General features: G+C 70.1%; 22 protein-coding genes. 14 read left to right on the top strand and 8 right to left on the bottom strand.

Translation table 11 applies throughout. From position 1 onward, the window contains the following. Positions 1-9 precede the first annotated feature (9 nt). Positions 10-1,332 carry a type VII secretion integral membrane protein EccD gene (gene eccD, locus test1122_RS15745; RefSeq protein WP_232269804.1) on the bottom strand — a complete coding sequence of 441 codons (1,323 nt, stop codon included), beginning with the start codon at positions 1,330-1,332 and terminating at the stop codon, positions 10-12. Beyond that, complete coding sequence (locus test1122_RS15740; RefSeq protein WP_232269803.1) at positions 1,326-1,586, bottom strand: hypothetical protein; 261 nt, start codon at positions 1,584-1,586, stop codon at positions 1,326-1,328. The genes eccD and test1122_RS15740 overlap by 7 nt, the downstream gene beginning before the upstream one ends. 220 nt (positions 1,587-1,806) lie before the next feature. Between test1122_RS15740 and test1122_RS15735 the strand changes: the two genes are divergently transcribed. From test1122_RS15735 to test1122_RS15725, 3 genes are all read left to right on the top strand, one after another. Then, positions 1,807-1,965 carry a hypothetical protein gene (locus tag test1122_RS15735; RefSeq protein ID WP_232269802.1) on the top strand — a complete coding sequence of 53 codons (159 nt, stop codon included), beginning with the start codon at positions 1,807-1,809 and terminating at the stop codon, positions 1,963-1,965. 114 nt (positions 1,966-2,079) lie between these two features. Beyond that, positions 2,080-3,147: a type III polyketide synthase gene (locus test1122_RS15730; protein WP_232269801.1), complete on the top strand. Its 1,068-nt coding sequence runs from the start codon at positions 2,080-2,082 to the stop codon at positions 3,145-3,147. 71 nt (positions 3,148-3,218) lie between these two features. After that, positions 3,219-3,737 (top strand): isoprenylcysteine carboxyl methyltransferase family protein, encoded by a 519-nt coding sequence (locus test1122_RS15725; RefSeq protein WP_232269800.1) that lies wholly within the window; start codon positions 3,219-3,221, stop codon positions 3,735-3,737. Positions 3,738-3,750: 13 nt separating this feature from the next. Here the strand turns inward: test1122_RS15725 and test1122_RS15720 are convergent, their stop codons facing one another. Then, positions 3,751-4,659, bottom strand: a complete 909-nt coding sequence (locus tag test1122_RS15720) for a LysR family transcriptional regulator (protein WP_232269799.1) — start codon at positions 4,657-4,659, stop codon at positions 3,751-3,753. Between the two features lie 72 nt (positions 4,660-4,731). Between test1122_RS15720 and test1122_RS15715 the strand changes: the two genes are divergently transcribed. The 4 genes from test1122_RS15715 (at position 4,732) to test1122_RS15700 (ending at position 8,917) form a co-directional block, all read left to right on the top strand. Beyond that, complete coding sequence (locus test1122_RS15715) at positions 4,732-5,982, top strand: M24 family metallopeptidase (protein WP_232269798.1); 1,251 nt, start codon at positions 4,732-4,734, stop codon at positions 5,980-5,982. A 12-nt stretch (positions 5,983-5,994) separates the two neighbouring features. Then, positions 5,995-7,182, top strand: coding sequence for a mandelate racemase/muconate lactonizing enzyme family protein (locus test1122_RS15710; RefSeq protein WP_232269797.1), 1,188 nt, complete (start codon positions 5,995-5,997; stop codon positions 7,180-7,182). 96 nt (positions 7,183-7,278) lie between these two features. Then, the gene (locus test1122_RS15705; protein ID WP_232269796.1) at positions 7,279-8,274 is read left to right on the top strand and encodes a quinone oxidoreductase family protein; all 996 of its coding nucleotides are present in this window, start codon (positions 7,279-7,281) and stop codon (positions 8,272-8,274) included. A gap of 28 nt (positions 8,275-8,302) precedes the next feature. Then, the gene (locus tag test1122_RS15700; RefSeq protein ID WP_232269795.1) at positions 8,303-8,917 is read left to right on the top strand and encodes an NADPH-dependent FMN reductase; all 615 of its coding nucleotides are present in this window, start codon (positions 8,303-8,305) and stop codon (positions 8,915-8,917) included. A gap of 66 nt (positions 8,918-8,983) precedes the next feature. Here the strand turns inward: test1122_RS15700 and rfbB are convergent, their stop codons facing one another. Both rfbB and test1122_RS15690 read right to left on the bottom strand, forming a co-directional pair. Next, complete coding sequence (rfbB, locus tag test1122_RS15695) at positions 8,984-9,952, bottom strand: dTDP-glucose 4,6-dehydratase (RefSeq protein WP_232269794.1); 969 nt, start codon at positions 9,950-9,952, stop codon at positions 8,984-8,986. Next, on the bottom strand, positions 9,949-11,022 hold the full coding sequence (locus test1122_RS15690) for a glucose-1-phosphate thymidylyltransferase (RefSeq protein WP_232269793.1): 1,074 nt from the start codon (positions 11,020-11,022) through the stop codon (positions 9,949-9,951). Before test1122_RS15690 ends, rfbB begins: the two co-directional genes overlap by 4 nt. A gap of 212 nt (positions 11,023-11,234) precedes the next feature. Here test1122_RS15690 and test1122_RS15685 point away from each other — a divergent pair, with 212 nt between their 5' ends. The 4 genes from test1122_RS15685 to test1122_RS15670 all read left to right on the top strand — a co-directional run bounded on the left by test1122_RS15685 (position 11,235) and on the right by test1122_RS15670 (position 15,781). Next, a complete protein-coding gene (locus test1122_RS15685) occupies positions 11,235-12,068 on the top strand; it encodes a methyltransferase domain-containing protein (RefSeq protein ID WP_232269792.1) in 834 nt (277 codons plus the stop codon). Positions 12,069-12,134: 66 nt separating this feature from the next. Continuing rightward, entirely contained in the window at positions 12,135-13,271 is a 1,137-nt protein-coding gene (locus test1122_RS15680; RefSeq protein ID WP_232269791.1) for a glycosyltransferase, read from the top strand. A 93-nt stretch (positions 13,272-13,364) separates the two neighbouring features. Next, the gene (locus test1122_RS15675; protein WP_232269790.1) at positions 13,365-14,501 is read left to right on the top strand and encodes a DegT/DnrJ/EryC1/StrS family aminotransferase; all 1,137 of its coding nucleotides are present in this window, start codon (positions 13,365-13,367) and stop codon (positions 14,499-14,501) included. Then, positions 14,498-15,781 (top strand): DUF6365 family protein, encoded by a 1,284-nt coding sequence (locus tag test1122_RS15670; RefSeq protein WP_232269789.1) that lies wholly within the window; start codon positions 14,498-14,500, stop codon positions 15,779-15,781. Before test1122_RS15675 ends, test1122_RS15670 begins: the two co-directional genes overlap by 4 nt. A 61-nt stretch (positions 15,782-15,842) precedes the next feature. Here test1122_RS15670 and test1122_RS15665 read toward each other — a convergent pair whose 3' ends face one another. Then, positions 15,843-16,514, bottom strand: a complete 672-nt coding sequence (locus test1122_RS15665) for a hypothetical protein (protein WP_232269788.1) — start codon at positions 16,512-16,514, stop codon at positions 15,843-15,845. 564 nt (positions 16,515-17,078) lie between these two features. On the opposite strand from test1122_RS15665, the gene test1122_RS15660 reads away from it, so the two are divergent. Further along, a protein-coding gene (locus test1122_RS15660; RefSeq protein WP_422396910.1) for an IS5 family transposase occupies positions 17,079-17,923 on the top strand; the annotation gives its coding sequence in 2 pieces (ribosomal slippage) (positions 17,079-17,409 and positions 17,409-17,923; 846 coding nt in all). Between the two features lie 58 nt (positions 17,924-17,981). On the opposite strand, the gene test1122_RS15655 is transcribed toward test1122_RS15660, so the two are convergent. Further along, a complete protein-coding gene (locus tag test1122_RS15655) occupies positions 17,982-18,626 on the bottom strand; it encodes a DsbA family oxidoreductase (protein WP_232269787.1) in 645 nt (214 codons plus the stop codon). Between the two features lie 62 nt (positions 18,627-18,688). Continuing rightward, on the bottom strand, positions 18,689-19,603 hold the full coding sequence (locus tag test1122_RS15650; RefSeq protein WP_232269786.1) for an NADP-dependent oxidoreductase: 915 nt from the start codon (positions 19,601-19,603) through the stop codon (positions 18,689-18,691). A gap of 234 nt (positions 19,604-19,837) precedes the next feature. On the opposite strand from test1122_RS15650, the gene test1122_RS15645 reads away from it, so the two are divergent. Next, complete coding sequence (locus test1122_RS15645) at positions 19,838-21,175, top strand: NDP-hexose 2,3-dehydratase family protein (protein WP_232269785.1); 1,338 nt, start codon at positions 19,838-19,840, stop codon at positions 21,173-21,175. Next, complete coding sequence (locus tag test1122_RS15640) at positions 21,172-22,152, top strand: Gfo/Idh/MocA family protein (protein WP_232269784.1); 981 nt, start codon at positions 21,172-21,174, stop codon at positions 22,150-22,152. The genes test1122_RS15645 and test1122_RS15640 overlap by 4 nt, the downstream gene beginning before the upstream one ends. The last annotated feature ends 17 nt before the right edge of the window (positions 22,153-22,169 follow it).

The raw sequence follows: 22,169 nt of genomic DNA, 5'->3' as shown, positions 1-22,169 counted from the left end.
CTCCTCAGATCAGAACGTATCCAGCAGTCGGCCATAGACGCCGAACGCGCCGATGGCGACTGGAATCAGCACCACAACGCTGATGGACTCGACCAGATTCATCAGCCGCCGCAGCCGGACCCGTACATGGTCGGGCGGACGTACGACCAGCACCGCCAGGGGCAGCAGCGCGACCGCGCACAGCACCGCCAGCGGCCCCGCCGTGGACCCCGCGGCCCACAGCACGATCAGCCGCACCACGAGCACGCCGCCCGCGGCGAGCAGCGCGACGACCTCAACGGCCAGCGGATACGCCCGCGACCGGGAGAAGAGCACCACACTCAGCAGCGCGGCCACCCCCACGGTCCACCCGTTGACCACGCTGACGGCCAGCCACCCGGCGACCGCCGTGGAAGCGGCCGTGACCACGGTGGCCAGAGCGAGCCCACGATGCGTCGCCGCCAGCGCCGTGTCCACCCGGTGCCGGCTCACCGAAGTCCCCCCGGAGCGCTGGTCGTCCAGCCTGGTCAGCCCGGCCGCCATCAGCGCGAGCCGGGGCAGATAACCCAGCGCCAGTACGGACACCACCCCGAGGGCCACCCCGGTCCGCGCGCCGCCGAACAGCGCCGAACCCAGCGCCCAGCCGCCCACCAGCACGGCCACCGCCCCGGCGCCGACGAGCCCGCCCTGCCCGACCGCCGTGAACAGCCCGAGCAGCACCAGCGTCACCACGACCGCCAGCCCCACCGCCGCCAGCCGCGTACCGTCCGGGCCGGTCACCGTCCAGGCGCCGAACACCCCAACGGCGCCGCCCAGCAGGACCAGTGCCGTCCCCAGCTCCCGGCTGCCCAGCCGTGCGGCCAGCGCGCCGGTCCCGGCGGCGACGGCCGCGGCCGCCACGACCCAGTTCCCGACCGGCTCCGCCCCGAGCCAGACCCTGGCCAGTACGGCGGCGATTAGGGCCAGCACGACGCTCGCCGCCCCGGCGGTCCATGCCCGGGTCCGCTCGTCCCAGCGCCAGCTGCGCAGGTCAAGGTCTTCCGCCACCTCATCGGTGACGTCATGCACCACCGGCGCGGCGGGCGTCTCCTGCTCCCGTACGAGCCGCAGCACCGCCCCATCCGCCACCCGCGCGGAGGTGAGCGTGTCGTCCTGCGCCAGCACGGTCCCTTCGGCGGTCATCAACCGCCGCAGCATCGGCTTTCTGCCGACCCGGTCCCCCAACAGCCGCAGAATATCGGGCAGCAGCTCCCCGACCGGCTCCTCGGACGGCAGCACCATGTCGACCCGCCGCCGGTCTCCCACGAGCGTCACCCGGCTCAAGCCGGTGCGCTGATCAGCCGCACTCACCATGACGCCGCTATCCCCGCTATTCCGCCCGACCGCGGCCCCGAGAAGCCGCCGTCACTCATCCGATCCGAGATGAACGACCACCCCACGCACCCGGCACACAGCACCGCGGCGAGGGCGATCCCTCCAAAAGTCTTCCCAAGGTTCTCATCCAGGGTCCGCCGCACCCGCTCCGACCCGAACAACAGCGCGTCCCGCAGCCGCCGGCGCCGTACCGACACCGACTCCAGCAACTGGCTGTCGTAGTCCCGAGCCATCAGCTCCGCTCCTCGTCCCCGCCCTTGCGCACCGCAACACCATACGGACCCGCCGCCCCGCACTCCCCGGCGCTGCCCCACACTCCCACGGACGCCGAACCGCTCCCACCGGTTCGTACCGTCTCCCGGAACCGCCCCGGTGACAACCCGGAGGGTTGGGCCGCGCGGCCGGGGTTACTCGACGTGCCGAAGCGAGGCGTGAGGCGTGAGGAGAGCGATGATGACCGTTCCTGAGGAGAACCGCCCGAAGACCAAGAAAACCGAGGACACCGTCACCCACCCGGAGAACATGCCGGAGGAGCCGCGGGAAGAGGGCGGCCGCACCATGGAGGAGGCCTTGGACGATGCGGGCGTCACCCCGGAGGACTTCGAGGAGTAACGCCCGGTCCAGGCCCGGCCCAGCCGGAAGGCATGGGCGAGCCGGGCCGGGGAACCCCGGAGGGGTCTTTCCGTATTCGACCGGGATACGGCCGGAATACAACCGGGAAACGCCATGACCCGAACCCCTGTAACCCATATCGCAGCTGTTCAGAAGGTTCTGGGGCCTTATCGGCACCGCCAGGGCGAGATCACGGAGCTGGCCGCCGAGTGTCTGCCCGGTGCGAACCGGGCGCTTCTCGAGCGGGTACATGCCGGGGCCAGGGTCAAGGCCCGGCATACTGTGCTGCCGCTTGACGACTACGTCAAGCTGGACGGTTTCGGCGCCGCCAACGACGCGTTCATCACCGCGGCGGTCGCGATGGGCGCGGAGGCCGTGGACGGCGCTCTGCGAAAAACGGGCATCGCGCCGAGTGAGGTTGACCTGCTGCTGTTCGCCTCGACGACCGGCCTGGCCGCCCCGTCCGTCGACGCTCGGCTGGTCGATCGGCTGGGCCTGCGCCCGGACGTCAAACGGCTGCCCGTCTACGGGCTGGGATGTGTCGCGGGAGCGGCCGGCATCGCACGGCTCCACGACTATCTGCGGGGCTGGCCCGACCATGTGGCGGTGCTGCTCTCCGTCGAGCTGTGCTCGCTCACCTTTCAGCGCGGCGATCCCTCACCGGCGAATCTGGTGGGCAGCGCGCTGTTCGGTGACGGCGCCGGCGCGCTCGTCCTCTGCGGTCCCGGGAAGCAGCCCCCGCCGGACGGCCCCCAGGTCGTAGCGACCCGCAGCCGCTTCTACCCGGACACCGAACGGGCCATGGGCTGGGACATCACCAACAGCGGCTTTCAGATCGTGCTCGACCCCGCGATCCCGGGCATCGTGCGGGGACATCTGGCCAGCGACGTAGACGGTTTCCTCGCGGACAACGGCCTCACCCGGGCCGAGATCGGCGTATGGGTGTGTCATCCCGGCGGCCCCAAGGTGCTGGAAGCCATAGGTGAGGCGCTGGATCTGCCCGAGGGAGCCCTCGACGTCACCTGGGATTCGCTGGCGGAGGTGGGGAACCTGTCCTCCGCTTCGGTGCTGCATGTACTGGAGGTCACCCACCGCCAGCATCGGCCGCCCGTCGGATCCTGGGGTCTCCTGCTGGCCCTCGGGCCCGGCTTCTGTGCCGAACTTGTGCTGCTGCGCTGGTGAACTCGGCGGGCGAACTGTGCTGGCGAACTGTGCCGGCGAACTGTGCTGGGTGAGTGGGGAAGGGGTCCTTGATGATCTGGTACACGCTGCTGATCGTGGCCGTCGCGGTCGAGCGTATCGGTGAACTGGTGGTGGCCCACCGCAACGCCAGATGGAGCCGGGCGCGCGGTGGCGTCGAGTTCGGCAGACGGCACTACCCGCTGCTCGCGCTGCTCCACGCCGGGCTGCTCGTCGGCTGCGTGGCGGAAGTGTGGATCGCCGGGCGGTCGTTCGTGCCGCTGGTGGGCTGGCCGATGCTGGCCGTGGTGCTGGCCGCTCAGGCGTTGCGTTGGTGGTGTATCGGCACGCTGGGGCCGCAGTGGAACACCCGGGTGATCGTGGTGCCCGGCCTGCCCCTTGTCGGGCACGGACCGTACCGGCGGCTGCGCCACCCCAACTATGTCGCCGTGGTGGCAGAGGGCATCGCCCTGCCACTGGTGCACAACGCTTGGCTGACCGCCATGGTCTTCACCGTGTGCAACGCCGCGCTGCTGACCGTACGCGTCCGCTGTGAGGAGAGGGCCCTCACCATGGCGAGCAGCACGCGGTAGCGCCGGGGCGCCGCTACAGGGCGCCGCCGGCCGCCTCGCGCAGGGCAGCCCGCAGAGCGGTGATGGTGGGCTCGCTCTCGCTGCCCGCGCGTACCGCGACCGACACCGTACGGGACAGCTGCAGGCCGCTGACCTCGCAGAGCCGGACATCCGTGGCGAGGGGTTCGGCGATCAGGCGGGGCATCAGGGTGAGGCCGAGACCGGCCTGCACCAGGGACATGATCACGGTGTAGTCGTCGCTGGTGTAGTCGAGCTGCGGCTCGAACCCGGCGGCCTGGCAGGCGCGTTCCAGTACGGAGCGCAGGGCGGTGTCGCTGTGCGGGGCGATCCATGGCCGCGTGCTGAGGTCGGTGAGGCTGACCGGACCGGCCGGCGCGGCGGCGTCGCCCTCGGGCGGCAGGGCGACCAGCAGCGGCTCCTGGAGCAGCGGCTGCAGGGTGATGCCCTTGTCGCGGATGCGCGGCAACAGGTTGTACTCGTACACCAGCGCCAGATCGCTGCCGCGGGTGCGCAGTGCGCTGATGCTCTCCTCCGGCTCCGCCTCGTCCAGCAGGACCCGCAGGTCCGGATGGGACGTCCGGCAGGCGGCGATCGCGGGGGCGGCGAGCGCGGCGGCGGCGCTGGGGAAGCTGCTGAGCCGTACCGTGCCACGGACGCTGGTGCTCAGGGCGGCCACCTCGGCGCGGGCCTGCTCCAGCTCGGCCAGCACCCGCTCGGTGTGCGCGACGAGTACCCGGGCGGCTTCGGTCAGCACCACCCGTCGGCCGTCGCGCACCAACAGCTGGGTGCGCACCTCGCGTTCCAGCTGGGCGAGCTGCTGGGACACCGCGGACGGGCTGAGGTTGCATGCCTCGGCGGTGGCGGCGATGGTTCCGTGCCTGGCCAGTTCCCGCAGCAGACGGAGCCGGCGTACGTCGTACATGTAGCTACGCTAACGGCTGCCATCGGAAATCGTCGCTGGTTGTGCGCGATGTTCCGGCTCCACACTGGCGCTATGACCACCGAACTGCTGAGGGTGGCCCCTGTCCTGGAGCCAGCCCTGGAGCCAGCCGCAGCGCCGGCCGCAGCGCCGGCCGCGGAGCCGGCCGCGGAGCCGACCGCGGAACGTGCCGTGTCCGATGCGGAGTACGAGGCACGTATGGGCGTCCTGCGGCTCGCGATGCGGCGCCGTGGGCTGTCCGCGCTGGCGCTGGCCAGTCCGGAGAATGTGCACTATCTGCTGGGCCTGGACCACCTCGGGCACTTCGCCTTCACCATGCTGGTGCTGCCACGTTACGGGGCGCCGGTGCTGATCGCCCGGCGAATGGAGCGGCACACGCTGGCCGCCCAGGTACCGCAGGCGCGGCACGCGCTGTACGGCGACGGTCAGGACCCGGCGCGGGTGCTGGCCCGGGTGCTGGCCCGGGCGGTACCGGCGGGCGGCACGGTCGGCGTCGAGGAGCAGTCGATGGCGCTGCCGCCCGCTGTGCTGGCGCGGGTACGGGCGGCCCTCCCGGAGCTGCGCTGGGTGGACTGCTCGGCGCTGCCCGCCCGGCTGCGTATGGTCAAGTCACCGGCTGAGCAGGCCCTGGTACGGCGGGCCGCCGGGGTTTCCGGGGTGGCGATGCGTACGGCGCTGTCGGTGGCCGGGAGCGGGGTCGGCGAACATACGGTGGCCGCCCATGTCCAGCGGGCGATGATCGAGGCGGGCGGCCAGCAGCCCGGCTTTGTCCCGCTGATCCGTTCCACGGCGCGGCTCGCCCAGGAACATGTCACCTGGCGGGAGCGCCAACTTGCCCCCGGTGACGGCCTCTTTGTCGAGCTCTCCGGCTGCGTACACCGCTACCACGCCCCGATGAGCCGCACCGTGTACTGCGGCTACCCCGCAGCGGGCGCCCCCGAGGCCGCGGCCGCCGCGCTGGCCGGGCTGCGGGCGGCCCGCGCGGCGCTGGTCCCCGGCGCCCGTACCGGCGAGGTGTACGCCGCCTGGGCGAACGCGGTCGCCGCCGTCACCGGCCGCCGCCCGCGCCGGCACCACTGCGGCTATCTCACCGGCATCGGCTTCCCGCCCAGCTGGGTGGGCGGCGGCTCGGTGCTCGGCATCCGGGCCGGGGGCCGTACGCGTGTCCGCGCCGGGATGGTCTTCCATCTGATGTCCTGGGTGGAGTGGCCGGCCGGCCATGTCGTCTCGGATACCGCACTGGTCACCGAGGACGGCTGCGAGCTGGTCACCGAGGCACCGCGCGAACTGCTCACCGTCCCCTGAGGGAGTGCCACCATGCGCGTCACCGCGATCCGCGCCACCCCCGTCGCCGTCCCCTACCGCACCGACGAGATCTGGGCCTTCGGCCGCCGCAGCGGACTGGTCGCCGTCCTTGTCGAGATCGACACGGACGAGGGACTGACCGGCCTGGGCGAGGCCGCCGCCTACCCCTCGGCCGACATGGTGCTCAGTGTGCTGCGCGGCCTGGAGCCGCTGGTCATCGGCTCCGACCCGTTCCGTATCGAGCAGCTGATCCAGCGGATCGATGTCGTCGGCACCTGGCACCACATCAACTCCAGCAGTCCGGCGATCGGCGCCGTCGAGACCGCCTGCTGGGACCTGGTGGGCAAGGCCTGCGGCCAGCCGCTGGTCAACCTCTTCGGCGGCCGCTTCCGGGACGAGGTGGAGTTCTTCCACTACGTCGCCGCCGACACCCCCGAGGCGGTCAAGGCGGAGGGGCAGCGCGCGGCGGCGGCCGGTGCCCGCACCTGCTACCTCAAGGTGGGCGCCGATGCCCTGGCCACCGATATCGAGCGGGTGGCCGCCCTGCGCGACGGAGCCGGTCCCGCGATGGGCATCCGGGTGGACGCCAACGAGGCGTGGTCCCCCGGCGCGGCCGTACGGGCCGTCCGCGCCCTGGAGGAGTACGGCCTGGAGCTCGTCGAGCAGCCAGTCTCCGGCCGCAACCTCCCGGAGATGGCCTACGTCCGTTCCCGTATCAACACCCCGCTGCTCGCCAACGAGGCCTCCTGGACCCGCTCGGACCAGCTCGCCGTCATCCAGCACGGCGCGGCGGATGTCATCTCGGTGGACCACCAGATGGACGGCGGCCTGCTCAACCTCAAGCGGTCGGCGGGGCTGTGCGCGGCCGCCGGGCTCCCCGTGCTCAAGCACAGCCTCGGCGAACTGGGCGTCGCCCTCGCCGCGGCGACCCACGTCATCGCGGCCACCCCCAACTTCCGCTACGCGAACCAGGCTTACGGCGCCCTCCTCACCGACGACATCGTGGCCGACGGCTTCGGCGGCCCCCAGGAGAACTACCGGAACGGCTGCCTCCCCGTTCCCGACGCCCCGGGCCTGGGCGTATCCCTGGACCCGGACCGCGTCGCCCGCTACGCCGACCTCTACCGCACCGCCGCCGCCGACTTCACCTTCCACGACCCGCACGCCCTCACCCACGCCCCCGCCCTGCCGAAACGCTGACCGGTGGGCGGAGGGGCCGTGGTGGTGACCCGTCTTCGAGTCGTGTTCTAGGCACGGTCAGGACACTGGGCCGACCGCGGCGACGGAGGGGAAGACATGCGCATCGTCCGTATGCACGAGTACGGGGACCCCGGTGTCCTGAAGACTGAGGAGGCGCCGGTGCCTGGGCCGGGGCCCGGTCAGGTGCTGATCGCCGCCGAGGCGATCAGCGTGGGGTTCGCCCAGACCCAGATGCGGCGGAACATCTTTCCCGCGCCGATGTGGCAGCCCGTCTTCCCGATCACCCTCGGCGGCGATGTGGTCGGCCGGGTCGCGGCGCTGGGACCGGAAGTCAGCGGGGTCCAGGTCGGTGACCGGGTCGGTGCGTTCACGCTGCATGGGGCGTACGCCGACTATGTGGTGGTCGACGCGGACACCCTGCTGCCGGTGCCAGAGGGACTGGACGCGGCCCAGGCGACGGCGCTGCCCTCCCCGGGACCGATCGCCTCCGGCACGCTGGGCACCGCCGGAATGGCCGCAGGGCAGACCGTGCTGGTGCACGCGGCCTCCGGTGGCATCGGACATCTGAGCGTCCAGCTGGCCAGGGCCGCGGGCGCCGGACTGGTGATCGGTACCGCGAGCTCGCCGGAGAAGCTGGAGTTCGTCCGCGCGCTGGGTGCTGACGCGGCCGTCGACTACAGCCGGACCGGCTGGGCCGACAAGGTACGGGAGGCCACCGGCGGCCGGGGGGTCGACATCGTCCTCGACAGCGTCGGCGGTGATGTGCTCCGGGAGGGCATCGGCCTGCTCGCGCCGTTCGGCCGACTGGTCTTCTACGGGTCGGCAGGCGGCGGCCTGGAGATCCCGAAGGTGTCCCCGATGGAGCTGATCCGGCTGAAGTTCCTCACCGGGTTCGCGCTGTCGACCTGGCGCGACACCCGGCCGCAGGAGTACGCGCAGAACCATGCCCGGCTGGTGAAAGCCCTCGGGGACGGCACGGTACGGCACGCCGTGCATGCCACGCTGACACTGACCGATGTGGCCAAGGCGCACGAACTCATTGAGTCCCGGGCGCACACCGGCCGGATCGTGCTCCTTCCCGGCCACTCCTAGGAGCCCCAGGGAAGGAAGGCACCCGCACATGCGTCCGCCCACGCACCCGCCCATACGGAAGGGCCGACTGCGCCTGGCCGTCCTCATCGGCAGCGCCCACAACGGCCGGAGCGGCCCCATGGTCGGCCGGTGGTTCGTCGGCCAGGCCCGGCAACGCGGCGATCTCGACGTCGATGCCGTCGACCTGCCCGCGGCCGGGCTGCCGCCGGGGATCCCCGAGCGGACCCCGGACGGAGGTTATCTCTGCGACGAGGTCGCCGCGTACGCCGCCAGGATGGCCGCCGCCGACGCGTATGTCGTGATCACTCCGGAGTACAACCGCGGCTACCCCGCGCCACTGAAGCACGCCATCGACGCGCTCTACACGGAGTGGCGGGCCAAGCCGGTCGGCTTCGTCAGCCACGGCGGCCAGTCCGGCGGGCTGCGGGCTGTCGAACAGCTCCGCCAGGTCTTCGCCGAGCTGCACACGGTCACCGTGCGGGACAGCGTGAGCTTCGCCCATGTCCGGGAGGTGTTCGACGAGAGCGGTGCTCCGCGCGACGCCGTGGGCGCGAACGGCGCGGCCAAGCTGATGCTCGATGAGCTGACCTGGTGGGCCGGGGTGCTGGCAGAGGGCCGGGCCCGACGGCCGTATGACTTCTGAGGGCCCCGCGGTCTGCTGCGTAGATGTAGATACAGCATTGGCGGGACCGGAAAGCCGAGACGTCGGTCAGGCGTTGAGCAAGGGCTTCCACCAGCTCTCGTTGGCCCGGTACCAGGCGACGGTGCGGTCCAGGCCCTCTTCCAGGGTCCAGAGCGGGGCGTAGCCCAGCTCGGCGCGGATTTTGGCGTCGTCGATCGCGTACCGCTGGTCGTGGCCCTTGCGGTCCTCGACATACTGGACCGCGTCCCAGCCGGCGCCGCAGAGTTCGAGGAGCCGGGCGGTCATATCGATGTTGGCCAGCGCGGTGGCGCCGCCAATGTTGTAGATCTCGCCGGGACGGCCGCCGGTGAGGACAAGATGGATGGCGCGGCAGTGGTCGTCGACATGCAGCCATTCGCGGACGTTGGACCCGTCGCCGTACACCGGGACGGGAAGGCCGCGCAGCAGGTTGGTGACGAACAGCGGGATCAGTTTCTCAATGTGCTGATGAGTGCCGTAGTTGTTGGAGCAGCGGGTGATCCGGACGTCCAGGCCGTGGGTGCGGTGGTAGGCGCGCGCCAGCATATCGCTGCCCGCTTTGGACGCCGAGTACGGCGAGTTGGGCAGGAGCGGTGACTCCTCGGTCCAGGTGCCGTTGTCGATGGAGCCGTAGACCTCGTCGGTGGAGACATGCACCACGGTCTTCACCCCGGCGTACAGGCAGGCGTCGAGCAGGCTCTGGGTGCCGAGGACATTGCTGTGGACGAAGGCGACCGCACCATCCACCGACCGGTCGACATGCGACTCGGCGGCGAAGTGGACCACCGCCTCGTGGCCCGGCAGCAGATGCCGCATCAGATCCGGGCCGGAGATGTCGCCGCGTACGAAGGTCAGCCGTGGATGGTCCATCGGCAGATTGGCTGTGTTGCCCGCATAGGTGAGCTTGTCGACGACGGTGATCTGGGCGTCTTCGCCACCGGGGTACGCGCCCGCGAGGAGCGAGCGTACATAGTGGGACCCGATGAAGCCGGCACCGCCGGTTATCAGGATCTTCATGCCGACACCTCCGCCTGGGTGTGGTCGCCGATGATGAGCCGCTGCCGGACGTCGTCGTTGTCGGGGGCACGCACCTGGGCCCAGCGTCCGATCACACAGCCGTGCAGCTCACGGACGCCGTCGATGGTCACGCCTTCGAGCAGGATGGAGTGCTCCAGACCAGCGTCCTTGAGAACGCAGTCAGGGCCGATGGAGACATCGGGGCCGATGGCACTGTTCTCGACTACGCTGCCCGCGCCGATCAGGACAGGACCGGTGAGGACGGACCCGATGACGCGGGCGCCAGGTCCGATCACGACCTGCCCGTGCACGGTGGAGGCGCTGTCGACGCCGTCGGACGGGGGGCCGTCATCGGGGAGCCGTCCGAGCAGCTCGCGATTGCACTCCAGCAGATCATCGATCTTGCCGGTGTCCTTCCAGTAGCCGTGGTACTCGTGGGCGAGGACGGTCCGGCCGCCGGTGACGAGCAGCTGGATGGCGTCGGTGATCTCCAGTTCGCCGCGGGCGCTGGGGCGCAGCGAACGTACGGCCTCGTGGATGGCGTTGGTGAAGAAGTACACGCCGATCACGGCGAGATCGCTCTGCGGCTGCTGAGGCTTCTCGACCAGGGCGGTGACGCGGGAGTCGGCGTCGATCTCAGCCACGCCGTAGTGGCTCGGGTCGGGCACCTTGGTGACGAGGATCCGGGCGTCGGCGCCGCCCTCGCGGAACGCCGTCGCGGCGGCCTCGATGCCGTCCGCCAGAATGTTGTCGCCCAGGTACATCACGAAGTCGTCGTCGCCGAGGAAGTCGGCCGCCAGCGCCACACAGTGGGCGAGGCCGAGCGGCGCGGACTGGTGGATGTAGGTGACCTCCAGACCGAGGGCGGAGCCGTCACCGACGACGTCCTCGATCTCACTGGCGTATCCGCCGACGATCAGTCCGGTCTCGGTGACCCCGATGTCCCGCAGATTCTCCAGACAGTTCAACAGGACGGGTTTGTTGGCCACCGGTACGAGCTGCTTGGCCATGGAGTACGTGAACGGGCGCAGTCGGGTACCCGAACCTCCGGAAAGAACGAGGGCTTTCATGCCGGTCGCTCCCCTTCCGGCGGACAGGGAAGCTGCGGACTCGCGTGGCACATCAGTCACTCTCCAAGAGCTTCGGCCGACAGGTTCGGATGCGGCGATGCTCGTTGCTGTGGCTCGACTCCGGTTCGAGCTCGGGTCGATGTGGCCCGGCGAGGATGTGCCGGACGCGCACGAATCCAGGGACGCGCACGAATCCAGGGAGGAGCCACGTCATGGCGGAGCAGGAGACACAGGAGGCGCTCACCCCTGAGGAAGTGGGGGAGTTCTACGACGACCGGGGGTGGCTGTACGAGATCTTCATGGGCCAGAATCTGCACATCGGGTACTGGGACGACGCCGATCCGGACACCGACCCCAAGGACCGGCTGACCGATGTACTGATCGAGCAGGTGGGCCTGCGGCCCGGACAGCGGCTGCTGGATGTCGGCTGCGGTACGGGTCATCCGGCTGTCCGGCTGGCCGCCGCGACCGGTGGCGAGGTCACCGGCATCACGGTCAGCGCCGAGCAGGTGGCGACCGGGGAGAGGCTGGCGGCGGAGGCGGGCCTCGCGGGCCGGGTGCGCTTCGAGCAGGCGGACGCGATGGAACTGCCGTACCCAGATGGTTCGTTCGATGCCGTGTGGGCCTGCGAGTCGGTGATGTATCTCTCCGACCGGATGAGGTCGCTGCACGAGATCGCACGGGTGCTGGCGCCGGGAGGTGTCTTTGTCCTCTCCGACTACACCGAGAACGAGGCCCTGACGGAGGAGTGGCGGGCGGTGCTCAGCGAGGGGTTCACGGTTGAGTCGCTGCCGACGGCGGGGCAGTATCCGCGGATGCTGCGCACCGCGGGCTTCGAGGTCGTGCGCGACTATGACGCCACACCACATCTGCGGCGGTCCGCCGCCCGTATTGAACGTCTGGTGGCCGACAACTACGACAAGGTGGTGGAGAAGGGCGGCCGGGAGTTCGCCGAGGAGTTCAAGGAGATGATCTCCCGCGTCGGCGAGCTGGAGCGGGACCACCTCGGCTACTCGATCATCACCGCCCGGCGCATGGCGGACTGACCGGCCCGGCCCGGCGTCGAGGAGACTTCGAGTGACGCTCGACGTGCCCTGCGGACCATGGCCCGCATGCGAATTCTCTTTGTGGCCGGAGGCACCTCGGGTGTGATCTTCTCGATCGTCCCGCTCGCGCAGACGGCCCGTATCGCCGGCCATGAGGTCTTCGTGGCCGGGCCCGAGAACGTGATGGAGACGGTCACTTCGGCGGGGCTGCCCGGGGTGCCGGTCACCTCACGGGGCATGCTGGAGTCGCTGCTGGACAGCGAGGGACATCCCATTCCGATCCCGTCGGATCTGCGGGAGCGCTACATCTTCAACGGGCGCTGTTTCGGGCGGTACGCCTCCTGGTGCCTGCCGAGGCTGCTGGACCTTGCCGACCGGTGGCGTCCTGATCTGGTGGTGGGCGGGGCGCTGGCGTTCGCGGCTCCGCTGGTGGCCGCGCACGCGGGCGTGCCGTATGTGAAGCACGCGGTGGACATGGGCGAGCCGCACACCATCGATCTGGCCGCGGCCGCGGAGCTGGCGCCCTGGCTGGAGCGCCTGGGGCTGCACGAGATGCCGGGCGCCGATCTGTTCGTCGACACCTGCCCGCCGAGCCTCCGGGTCGCGGACGCCCCCTCCGCGCAGCCGATGCGCTATATCCCGTACGCCGCACAGCGGCGGGTGGAGCCCTGGATGTATGTCCGCGGGGAGCGGCCCCGGGTGCTGCTGTCCGCGGGCAGCAGAGTCACCCCGGACCGTGACTTCGACATTCTGTCGGGGCTGGTCGGGAAGATGGCGGGGCTCGACGCGGAGCTGCTGGTGGCGGCCCCGGAGGCGGTCGCGGAGAAGCTGGGGCCGCTGCCGGAACATGTCAGGGTGGGCTGGATCCCGCTGGACGTGGTGGCCCCGACCTGCGATCTGGTGGTGAACCACGCGGGCGGGAACACCGTGCTGGGCAGCATGGCCCATGGCGTGCCCCAGGTCCTGATCCCCTATCTGCCGTATGTCGTCGACTACACCGAGCGGCTGTGCGCGTACGGCGCGGCGAAGCTGGTCCGCCCCGAGGACGACAGCGCCGAGAACATCACCCGGGCCTGCCAGGAGGTGCTGGAGTCCGCGTCCTACCGGGAGCGGGCCGCCGACGTGGCGCGTGAGATGGCCGCGATGCCGCTCCCGGCGCAGGTGGTCGGCGCCCTGGAGGACTTGGGCCGGAAGCAGCGCTGACCCGGGTCCGGGGACGGCTGGCCCACAGACCTCACACAGACATCACCCAGACACCACAGACCACCCGAACCATGCGGATCTTTTGGGGAGAGCATGATTAATCTTTTCCAGCCACAGGTGGGCGACGCGGAACTCGCCGCCGTGGGCGAGGTGTTCAAGGACAGGTGGCTGGGACACGGCCCGCGGACCAAGGCGTTCGAGGCGGCCTTCGCCGAGCATGTCGGGGTCCACCCGGAGCAGATGATCTTTATCAACTCGGGTACCGCGGGCCTCTTCCTGGCGCTGGAGTCGATGGACCTGGGCGAGGGTGACGAGGTGGTGCTGCCCTCGCTCAGCTTCGTCGCCGCGGCGAACGCGGTCCTGGCGCGGGGTGCCAGACCGGTCTTCTGCGATGTCGACCCGCGCACCCTCAACCCGTCCGCGGAGCACATCGAGCGGGTGCTCACCCCCCGCACCCGAGCCGTGATCGTGCTCCACTACGGCGGCTACCCCGGCGACGTCGTCGCCATCGCGGAGCTGTGCCGGGAGCGCGGTGTCGAGCTGATCGAGGACGCGGCCTGCTCGGTGGCGTCCAGCGTGGACGGCCGACGCGCCGGTTCCTTCGGCGACGCCGCCATGTGGAGCTTCGACGCGATGAAAATCATGGTCACCGGTGACGGCGGCATGTTCTACGCCCGGGACGCCGAACGCGCCGCCCGTGCGAGGCGGCTCGCCTACCACGGGCTGAAACAGCCCAGCGGCTTCGGCCACGCCAAGGTCTCGCACCGCTGGTGGGAGCTGGACATTCCGGAGATCGGCCGCCGTGAGATCGGCAATGACCTCACCGCCGCCATCGGAACCGTGCAGCTGGACCGGCTGCCTGAACTGATCGGCCGCCGACAGGCGATCGTGGCGCTGTACGACGACAAGCTGTCCGGGACCAAGGGCCTGCTGCTGCCGCCCCCGCTGCCGTCGCACCACCGCTCCTCGTACTACTTCTACTGGGTGCAGATGGACCCGGCGATCCGCGACGAGGTCGCCTCCGAGCTCTACGCGGCGGGCATCTACACCACCTTCCGGTACGCCCCGCTGCACAAGGTGCCCACCTACCGGGCCACGGACGCCGCGCTGCCCGGATCGGATCACGCTGCCGAGCGCACACTGTGCCTGCCCCTGCATCCGGGCCTGTCCGACGAGGATGTCCACACCGTGGCAGAGACGGTACGCAAGGCCGTGGAGAAGCGGAGGTGAACAGCGCGGTGCCGCGACGGCTGCTCTTCATGGCGCATCTCGGCAAGACCCTGCACGAGGTGACGATCGGCCTCGACCTCGCGGACCAGCTGCGGTCCGCGGGTGTCGAGAGCCACTTCGTGATCGACCCGTTCAACACCGGGCAGCTGACCACGGCCGGCTTTCCGTACACCCTTGTCGAACCCGCCATGGGACACGGACTGCGTTCGGCCGTCGCGGAGACCGTACGGACATTCCGGCCGGACGCGATCGTGCTCAGCGACTATCTCGCGCACTGGATGACCTGCCTCGTCTCGTATGACCTCGACCCCTGGTTCATCGACGATTTCGGCATCCCGGTGATTCCGATCGATCTCTTCGGCCTGGAGCGCACCAGCCGCGAGGTGGAGATCCTGGGCCGCACCGTCGAAGTCAGCGACCGCATTCTCAGCATGCCCGCGCAGCTGCGTCCGGTGCCGATGGGGCACTTCGACGACGGGCCCTCGGGGCGTGGTTTCCCGTACCGGGCCAACCACACGATCCGGCCGATGGGCCAGGACGAACGGCGGGAGATACGGCGCGGGCTCGGGCTGCGTGATGACGACCGGCTGCTGATGATCCCCACCCTGCCGTGGCAGCAGATCATGGCCGAGCGGGCGGCCCCGGCCACCCGGGGACTGGCCACCAGACTGCCGGAGCTGATCGCCGGATATCTGGCCAGACTGCCCAGCCGTACCCACTTCCTGATGACCGGTCCACTGTTCGACGGCTTCCGCGGGCTGCCGGCCGAGCGGGTGCACTCCCGTCCCTCGTACACCGCTGTGGAGTACCACGATCTGCTGCGCGCGGCCGACGGCGTGCTGTCATTCCATCTGCCGTCCTACGCGCTGGAGCGGGCGGTCTTCGCCGATGTGCCCGGCCTGTACGCGGTGAACGGCTTCGAAGTGGACGGGGAGGCGGGGATCGAGCGGGTGGCGAAGGAACTGTCCGGGCTCGGCCCCACCGCACGGGGCTGGCTGCGCGCCTATCCGGGCACGGTCCCGGAGTTCCATATGTGGCCGCTGCGCTGGAACCGCGTTCTGCGCCCGCTGCTCACCGACAACCCGTTCACCGCGACCGCGCTCGGCGCCCAGATCCTCGACGAGGAGACGGTGGTCTCGGGCCTGAAGCGGCTGCTGTACGACGAGGAGACCCGGGACCGGCTGGCCGCAGCGCGGGAGGCGTACCGGAACGCGGCCGAAGCACTGCCGCCTACGGTGGAGGTGTTCGAGGCGGCCGCGGCGAGGGCCGGAGTCCGCTGAGCTACGGCGAGGGCCGCCGGACCTCTCGGTCCGGCGGCCCTCGCGGTTACGGATCCAGCCGTCAGCGCACGGTCGTGGTGGAGAACGTCTGGGGTGCCTCCGGCTTCTCATAGCACTGGAACGGGTCCCACTGGGAGTTTTCGGGGTGCTGCCGGAGCCAGCCGAACTGCGGGCGCTCAAAGCTCGAACCGCCCGCCCCGGTGGTGAGGCGAGTGCCCCGGGGTGCGCTCGCCTGGAGCTTCACCACCAGGTTTGGCAGGTCGAACTCGGTACCGCCACGGAACTTCCCGTCGGACGTGATGGTGAACTCATTGCCGGTGCGCTGTACCCGCACCCTGGCATCGCCCAGGTTGCTGCCGCCGGTGAGGCGGTAGCCGAGCACCCTGGCCTCCTTCGGGACCTTGTAGGCCACCGTCAGGTCGGTGAGCATCTTGTTGAACTCCGGGAGCGCCTTGATGGGCGACGGGTCAAAGGTGACGTTGTACATCTGTCCCTTGCGCACGGTGGCCGGCGCGGAGGTGGTGAAGTCCTTGGTGTAGGTGACCGGGAACCACTCGCCCTCATAGCGGGACCGGCAGTTGTAGTCGACGGTGACCGTCTTCGCGGTGGCGTGGCCCATGGCCGTACTCTCCGCACTCTCCGCGACGGACGGTCCAGCCGCGCACACGACCCCCGTGACAGCGAACCCCAGCGAGACGATCGTGGCTGTGATGGGCTTCCACTTCTTGTGCACTTCTCTGCCCTTTCCTTGCACTGTGTCTGGCGTCGAACGCCGAGGACACGATGGGCACAGCGGCTCGAAGATGTGTGGAGAACTGATCCAGCCGAGGCGGCCGAAAAGCCACCCCCAGCCACCGCTGGGGAGGGATTCGTCCCTGTCCCGCCCCTTTCCGGCTGTACCGATATGCGGCTCCGCCGCGTGGCGGGGCTTCGCCCCGGGCCCCGACCGCCAGCGCGGGCTCACCGGCCCGCCCTGTTGCTGGGCGCGGCCCGCGCAGCCACCCCGCTTCGGGGTGGAGGGTATCCCCGATTCCCGCCCCTTCCCGAAACCGGGGCTGCCGCCCCGGGCCCCGGTTGGTTGTCGGGTGCAGGCCGTGTTGTGCCCACCCTCCCCCAGCTAACTCCCCCAGCTAACGCTGGGGGTGCCCCCAGGAGGTGCCCCCACGCCCTGCGGAACGACTGCCCACAACACTCGGGGTCTGGGGGCGAAGCCCCTAGTTTTCGGGAAGGTGGGGGCACCTCCCAGCCCGCCAGGGCTAGGCCGTTTCCTTCGGATCATCTGATCGTTGGTTGATGTGTGTCGTTGACTGATGCCCAGTGGGCACGGATCGAGCCGTTGTTGCCGGACCGGACTCCGAAGCGGGGCGGACGGTGGCGTGATCACCGGCAGGTGATCGACGCGATCGCGTTCAAGTACCGCACCGGGACACCGTGGATGGACCTGCCCGAGCACTTCGGGTCGTGGAAGGGCGCCCACAACCGCCTGCGGAAGTGGGCCGCCGACGGCACCTGGGAGAAGGTCTTCACCGCCCTGCTCGCCCAGGCCGACGCCGAAGGCGACCTCGACTGGGTCGTCGCGGTCGACTCCACCATCGTCCGAGCCCACCAGCACGCCGCCGGGGCCCGTCAAAAGGGGCCCCGGCCGGCGAGCCGGACGACCATGCCCTCGGACGCTCCCGCGGCGGACTGACCACCAAGATCCACCTCGCCGCGGACAGCCACTGCCGGCCCCTGGCCTTCGTCATCACGCCTGGCCAGGCAGGTGACGCACCCGCATTCCCCGAGGTCATGGCCCGCTTACGGGTGCCCCGGCCAATCGGCCGGCCCAGGATCACGCCGGACGTGATCCTGGCCGACAAGGCCTACTCATCCCGCGCGATCCGGACCCATCTCCGTCGGCGCGGGATCCGGGCCGTGATCCCGCAGCCCGCCGACCAGGCCGCCAACCGCAAACGCCGCGGCAGCCGCGGCGGCAGACCACCAGCCTTCGACCGCGACGCCTACAAGCGGCGCAACACGGTCGAGCGCTGCATCAACAGACTCAAGCAATGGCGCGGCCTGGCCACCCGCTACGACAAGACCGCCACCATCTACCTCGCCGGACTCCACCTCGCCGCCATCTTCATCTGGTCAGCGAGGTGATCCAAAAGAAACGGCCTAGGGGGAGGGATCGGGGAAAGCCCCGCCGGACAGGCGCTGGCTAGGCGCCCGCTCGCCGGGCGTCGTGGAGATGGCGCACCAGCTCTTCCGGCGGCAGCACACCGGAGACCGGCGGTCTGCCGTCGATGACGACCGAGGGGACCCCGGACACGCCGAGCGAGCGGCCCCGCCGCTCGTCGGCCCTGACCGCGTCGGCGTAGCGGTCACCGGCTAGAACAGCCTTCGCCTCAGGGACATCCAGGCCGGCCCGGTCGGCGAGGTCGAGCAGCACACCATGCTCGGCGATGTTCCGCGCTTCGGTGTGGTAAGCGAAGAAGAGCTGCTCCAGCAGCGCGTCGACGGCCTCCCCGCCGCGCTCCTGGCCGGCGGCGAGATGGAGCAGCCGGTGGGCGTCTAAAGTGCCGACGGGCCGGGACAGATCCGGCCGGATGACCAGACCTTCCCTGGTCCCTTCCGAACTGATCAGCTCTACGCGGGCGTCGACCTTCCCCGGGTCCATCCACCCGGCCATGGCCTCCTTGGCGGTCGGTCCGGGCTCAGCACCGTCGTCGGGGGCCAGCTCGAAGCTGCGCCAGGTCACCTCGACTTCGTCGCGGTAACCGAACTCGGCAAGGGCCTTGGTGATGCGGCTCCTGCCGATGTAGCACCAGGGACACAGAATGTCGGACCAGATCTCGATCTGCACAGGTCATCCTTCCTTGAACACGTCGGGTACGTGGGGTGCGTGGGGTGCGTCCGCTACGTGGTTCAGCCGATGGTGAGAACGACCTTGCCGCGGACATGGCCGGTCTCGACCTCGCGGTGCGCGTCCGCCGCCTGGTCCAAGGGGAAGCTCTTCGAGATCTCAATGCGCAGTTTCTTCTCGTCGTACAGCGCGGTCAGTTCGGCAAGCCGCTCCGCCGACCGCTGGCTGAAGATCGCCTGTACGCCGAGTTCCTCGACGCGGTCGAAGTCCACCAGGGTGCCGATCCGTTCCCGGTTCTCGACCAGTGCCACCGAGGCATCCAGTGCGGCCCCTCCGCCAACCGCGTCCAGGGCGGCCGAGACTCCGCCCGGTGCCAGCTCGCGTACCCGGTCCACCAGGCCCGGCCCGTACGCCACCGGCACCGCGCCCAGCGAGCGCAGATAGTCATGGTTGCGCGGAGAGGCCGTGCCGATCACGGTCGCGCCCCACTCCTTCGCCAGCTGTACGGCCACCGTGCCGACCCCGCCGGCCGCGGCATGAACGAGGACCGTGTCACCCCGCCCGACATGCAGCGCCTGAAGCGCGGTGTGCGCGGTCTGCGCGGAGGCGGAGAAGGCGCCAGCGGCCTCCCAGGACATGGCGGCGGGCTTCGCCACGGCCTGCTCGGCGGGGACCACCAGATATTCGGCGTAGCAGGACAGCAGGGCCCAGCCCAGGACTTCGTCGCCGACCGCGAAGCCGGTGACGCCGTCGCCCACCGCGTCGACGATTCCGGCGAAGTCGTTCCCGACCACCTGCGGGAAGGAGAGCGTCTGGCCAGGCGGGGTCCATCCCTCGCGCACCGCGCAGTCGTAGGCCTGCGCGCCCGCCGCCCTGACCCGTACCCGGAGCTGCCCGGGGGCAGGCGTCGGCGTCGCGATCTCGACAACTTCCATGACCTCAGGTCCACCGAACGCGCGGAAAGCAGCAGCTTTCATGGTCTTACCTCCAGGAGTCAATGTGCGGGAGTCAATGTGTGGTCTACGCCATCCTGCAAGCTCAACTGCGCTTCAAGTCAAGGGAATTAGGGAGTGTGTGCCAGGTCACGAAGTATCCTGTGGTGCCTCCCCCGCCGCTCCAGCCGTTCTCCAGCGTCGCGTCGGTCAGGGTTCGAGAGCGTGGGGAGAAGCTGCTCCGGTCCCTTGCGACTTGTGATCACCGGAGGCCCGACCGTGTTCCGTCAAACAGCGGAGTTCACCGACTGGTTCGCCGAGCAGAGAACGGCACACCACTACCGGGTCATCCCCGCGCCGCTGGACGGCCTGGACGGCTGGATCCGTGACCCTGACCGGGGCACCCTGCGCCACCGCACGGGAGGGTTCTTCTCCATCGACGGTCTGGAGGTCAGGACCGACAACCGGGAGACCGAATCCTGGCAGCAGCCCATCATCGACCAGCCGGAGTCGGGCATCCTCGGCATCCTGGTCAAACGCTTCGCCGGTGTGCCGCACTTCCTGATGCAGGCCAAGATGGAGCCGGGCAATATCAATGTTCTGCAGCTCTCACCGACCGTGCAGGCCACCCGCAGCAACTACACCCGGCTGCACCGGGGCGGCTCGGTGCCCTACCTGGAGCACTTTCTCGCCCCGCGGCGCGGACGGATCGTCTTTGACGCGCTCCAGTCCGAGCAGGGCTCGTGGTTTCTGCACAAGCGCAACCGCAACATGATCGTCGAGGTGACCGAAGACGTCCCGGTGCTGGACCGCTTCTGCTGGCTGACCGCCGGCCAGATCGGCGAGCTGCTGATGCTGGACAACGTGATCAACATGGACGCGCGCACGGTGCTGGCCGGCTGGCCTGAGGCCGGTGGCCGACCGCCCGCGCCAGGGTCCGCACGCGAAGCCCTCACGCTGTCCGCGAGCACCGACCGGGCCAGGCACACCGACGCCGAACTGCTCAGCTGGTTCACCGAGGCCAAAGCCTCGCACCAGCTGGACCGCAGGGCCATCGCGCTCAATGAGACCAAGGGCTGGGTGTGCGGCGCTGACCGGATCAGCCATGAGAGCGGCAGATGGTTCTCGGTGCTGGGCGTCGATGTGGAGGCCGGCAGCCGAGAGGTGGCCCGCTGGTCCCAGCCGATGATTCAGCCCAGCGGCCGGGGTGTCATCGCGTTCGTGGCCAGGCGGCTCGACGGGGTGCTCCATCTGCTGGTCAAGGCACATACCGAAGCGGGTACGCTCGATGTGGTCGAGATGGGCCCCACCGTGCAGTGCGTCCCGGACAACTATCTGCATCTGCCAAAGAGCCGTCAGCCGGACTTCCTGAACCTGGTGTTGTCCGCCCCCAACGAGCAGATCCATTTCGATGTAGTGCACTCCGAGGAAGGCGGCCGGTTCTACCACGCCGAGAACCGCTACCTGTTGGTGGAGGCCGGGGACGACGCGCCACTGGACGCCGGGCCCGGCTACATCTGGATGACCGTACGGCAGCTGTCCGCGATGGCCCGCCACGGCAGCCACGTCAATGTCGAGGCCCGCAATCTGCTGGCCTGTCTGCGGCTGATGCCATGATCCGGCTCGGACTGATCGGCTGCGCCGATATCGCCCTGCGCCGCGTGCTGCCCGCCGTGGCCGCCACTGACGGTGTCAGGCTGGCCGCGGTCGCCGCTCGGGACCGTGCCACCGCTCAGCGGGTCGCGGACACCTTCGGGACGGCGGCGGCCGGAGGGTACGAGGACCTGCTGCGCCGCGACGACATCGACGCCGTCTACGTACCGCTGCCGCCCGCCCTGCACGCGGAGTGGGTGGAGCGGGCGCTGCGCCACGGCAAACACGTCCTCGCCGAGAAACCGCTCACCGACGACCCGGCGCGCACCGCGGAACTGGTCGCCCTCGCCGAGTCGTCCGGGCTGGTGCTCCGGGAGAACTTCATGTTCGTACGGCACGGCCAGCACCGGCGGGTACGGGAACTCCTCCAGGACGGGGCCATCGGTGACCCGCACACCATGACCGCCGTGTTCGCCATCCCCCCGCGCCCACCGGACGACATCAGGCTGCGGCCGGACCTTGGCGGTGGCGCCCTGCTCGATGTCGGCGGCTATCCGGTGCGCGCCGCCCAGCTGCTGCTCGGCGACGGGCTGGGGGTGGTCGGCGCCCGGCTGCGGCACGACCAGGCCACAGGTGTCGACCTGGCCGGCACCGCACTCCTCAGCCGTGAGGACGGGGTGACCGCCCAGCTCACCTTCGGGATGGATCACCACTACGCCTCCGGCTACGAGCTGTACGGCAGCGCGGGACGGCTCCGTCTCGACCACGCCTTCACCCCGCCGGCCGACCACCGCCCCGTGGTACGCCTCGACCGCGGCGGGACCGAACGGCTCGTCCTCGCCGCCGAGGACCAGGTCGGAGCGTCCGTCGCCGCGTTCGTACGTGCCGTGCTGGAGAAGGACACCACGGCCGACCCCGCGATCGTGCGCCAGGCACACCTGATCGCCGCGATCCGCCGGTGCGCCGGCATCCCGTTGCATGCTCCGTGGAGGCAGAAGTGAGCACTACCCAGAGCGCG

Origin of the sequence: Streptomyces gobiensis (assembly GCF_021216675.1) — a bacterium.
Taxonomy (GTDB): domain Bacteria; phylum Actinomycetota; class Actinomycetes; order Streptomycetales; family Streptomycetaceae; genus Streptomyces; species Streptomyces gobiensis.
The sequence above is the reverse complement of the archived record's forward strand: the minus strand, read 5'-3'. Positions and strand labels throughout refer to the sequence as shown.

Coding starts and splice junctions, on each gene's coding strand:
- eccD (WP_232269804.1), bottom strand. CDS start 1,332: ATGGTGAGTGCGGCTGATCAGCGCACCGGCTTGAGCCGGGTGACGCTC.
- test1122_RS15740 (WP_232269803.1), bottom strand. CDS start 1,586: ATGGCTCGGGACTACGACAGCCAGTTGCTGGAGTCGGTGTCGGTACGG.
- test1122_RS15735 (WP_232269802.1), top strand. CDS start 1,807: ATGACCGTTCCTGAGGAGAACCGCCCGAAGACCAAGAAAACCGAGGAC.
- test1122_RS15730 (WP_232269801.1), top strand. CDS start 2,080: ATGACCCGAACCCCTGTAACCCATATCGCAGCTGTTCAGAAGGTTCTG.
- test1122_RS15725 (WP_232269800.1), top strand. CDS start 3,219: ATGATCTGGTACACGCTGCTGATCGTGGCCGTCGCGGTCGAGCGTATC.
- test1122_RS15720 (WP_232269799.1), bottom strand. CDS start 4,659: ATGTACGACGTACGCCGGCTCCGTCTGCTGCGGGAACTGGCCAGGCAC.
- test1122_RS15715 (WP_232269798.1), top strand. CDS start 4,732: ATGACCACCGAACTGCTGAGGGTGGCCCCTGTCCTGGAGCCAGCCCTG.
- test1122_RS15710 (WP_232269797.1), top strand. CDS start 5,995: ATGCGCGTCACCGCGATCCGCGCCACCCCCGTCGCCGTCCCCTACCGC.
- test1122_RS15705 (WP_232269796.1), top strand. CDS start 7,279: ATGCGCATCGTCCGTATGCACGAGTACGGGGACCCCGGTGTCCTGAAG.
- test1122_RS15700 (WP_232269795.1), top strand. CDS start 8,303: ATGCGTCCGCCCACGCACCCGCCCATACGGAAGGGCCGACTGCGCCTG.
- rfbB (WP_232269794.1), bottom strand. CDS start 9,952: ATGAAGATCCTGATAACCGGCGGTGCCGGCTTCATCGGGTCCCACTAT.
- test1122_RS15690 (WP_232269793.1), bottom strand. CDS start 11,022: ATGAAAGCCCTCGTTCTTTCCGGAGGTTCGGGTACCCGACTGCGCCCG.
- test1122_RS15685 (WP_232269792.1), top strand. CDS start 11,235: ATGGCGGAGCAGGAGACACAGGAGGCGCTCACCCCTGAGGAAGTGGGG.
- test1122_RS15680 (WP_232269791.1), top strand. CDS start 12,135: ATGCGAATTCTCTTTGTGGCCGGAGGCACCTCGGGTGTGATCTTCTCG.
- test1122_RS15675 (WP_232269790.1), top strand. CDS start 13,365: ATGATTAATCTTTTCCAGCCACAGGTGGGCGACGCGGAACTCGCCGCC.
- test1122_RS15650 (WP_232269786.1), bottom strand. CDS start 19,603: ATGAAAGCTGCTGCTTTCCGCGCGTTCGGTGGACCTGAGGTCATGGAA.
- test1122_RS15640 (WP_232269784.1), top strand. CDS start 21,172: ATGATCCGGCTCGGACTGATCGGCTGCGCCGATATCGCCCTGCGCCGC.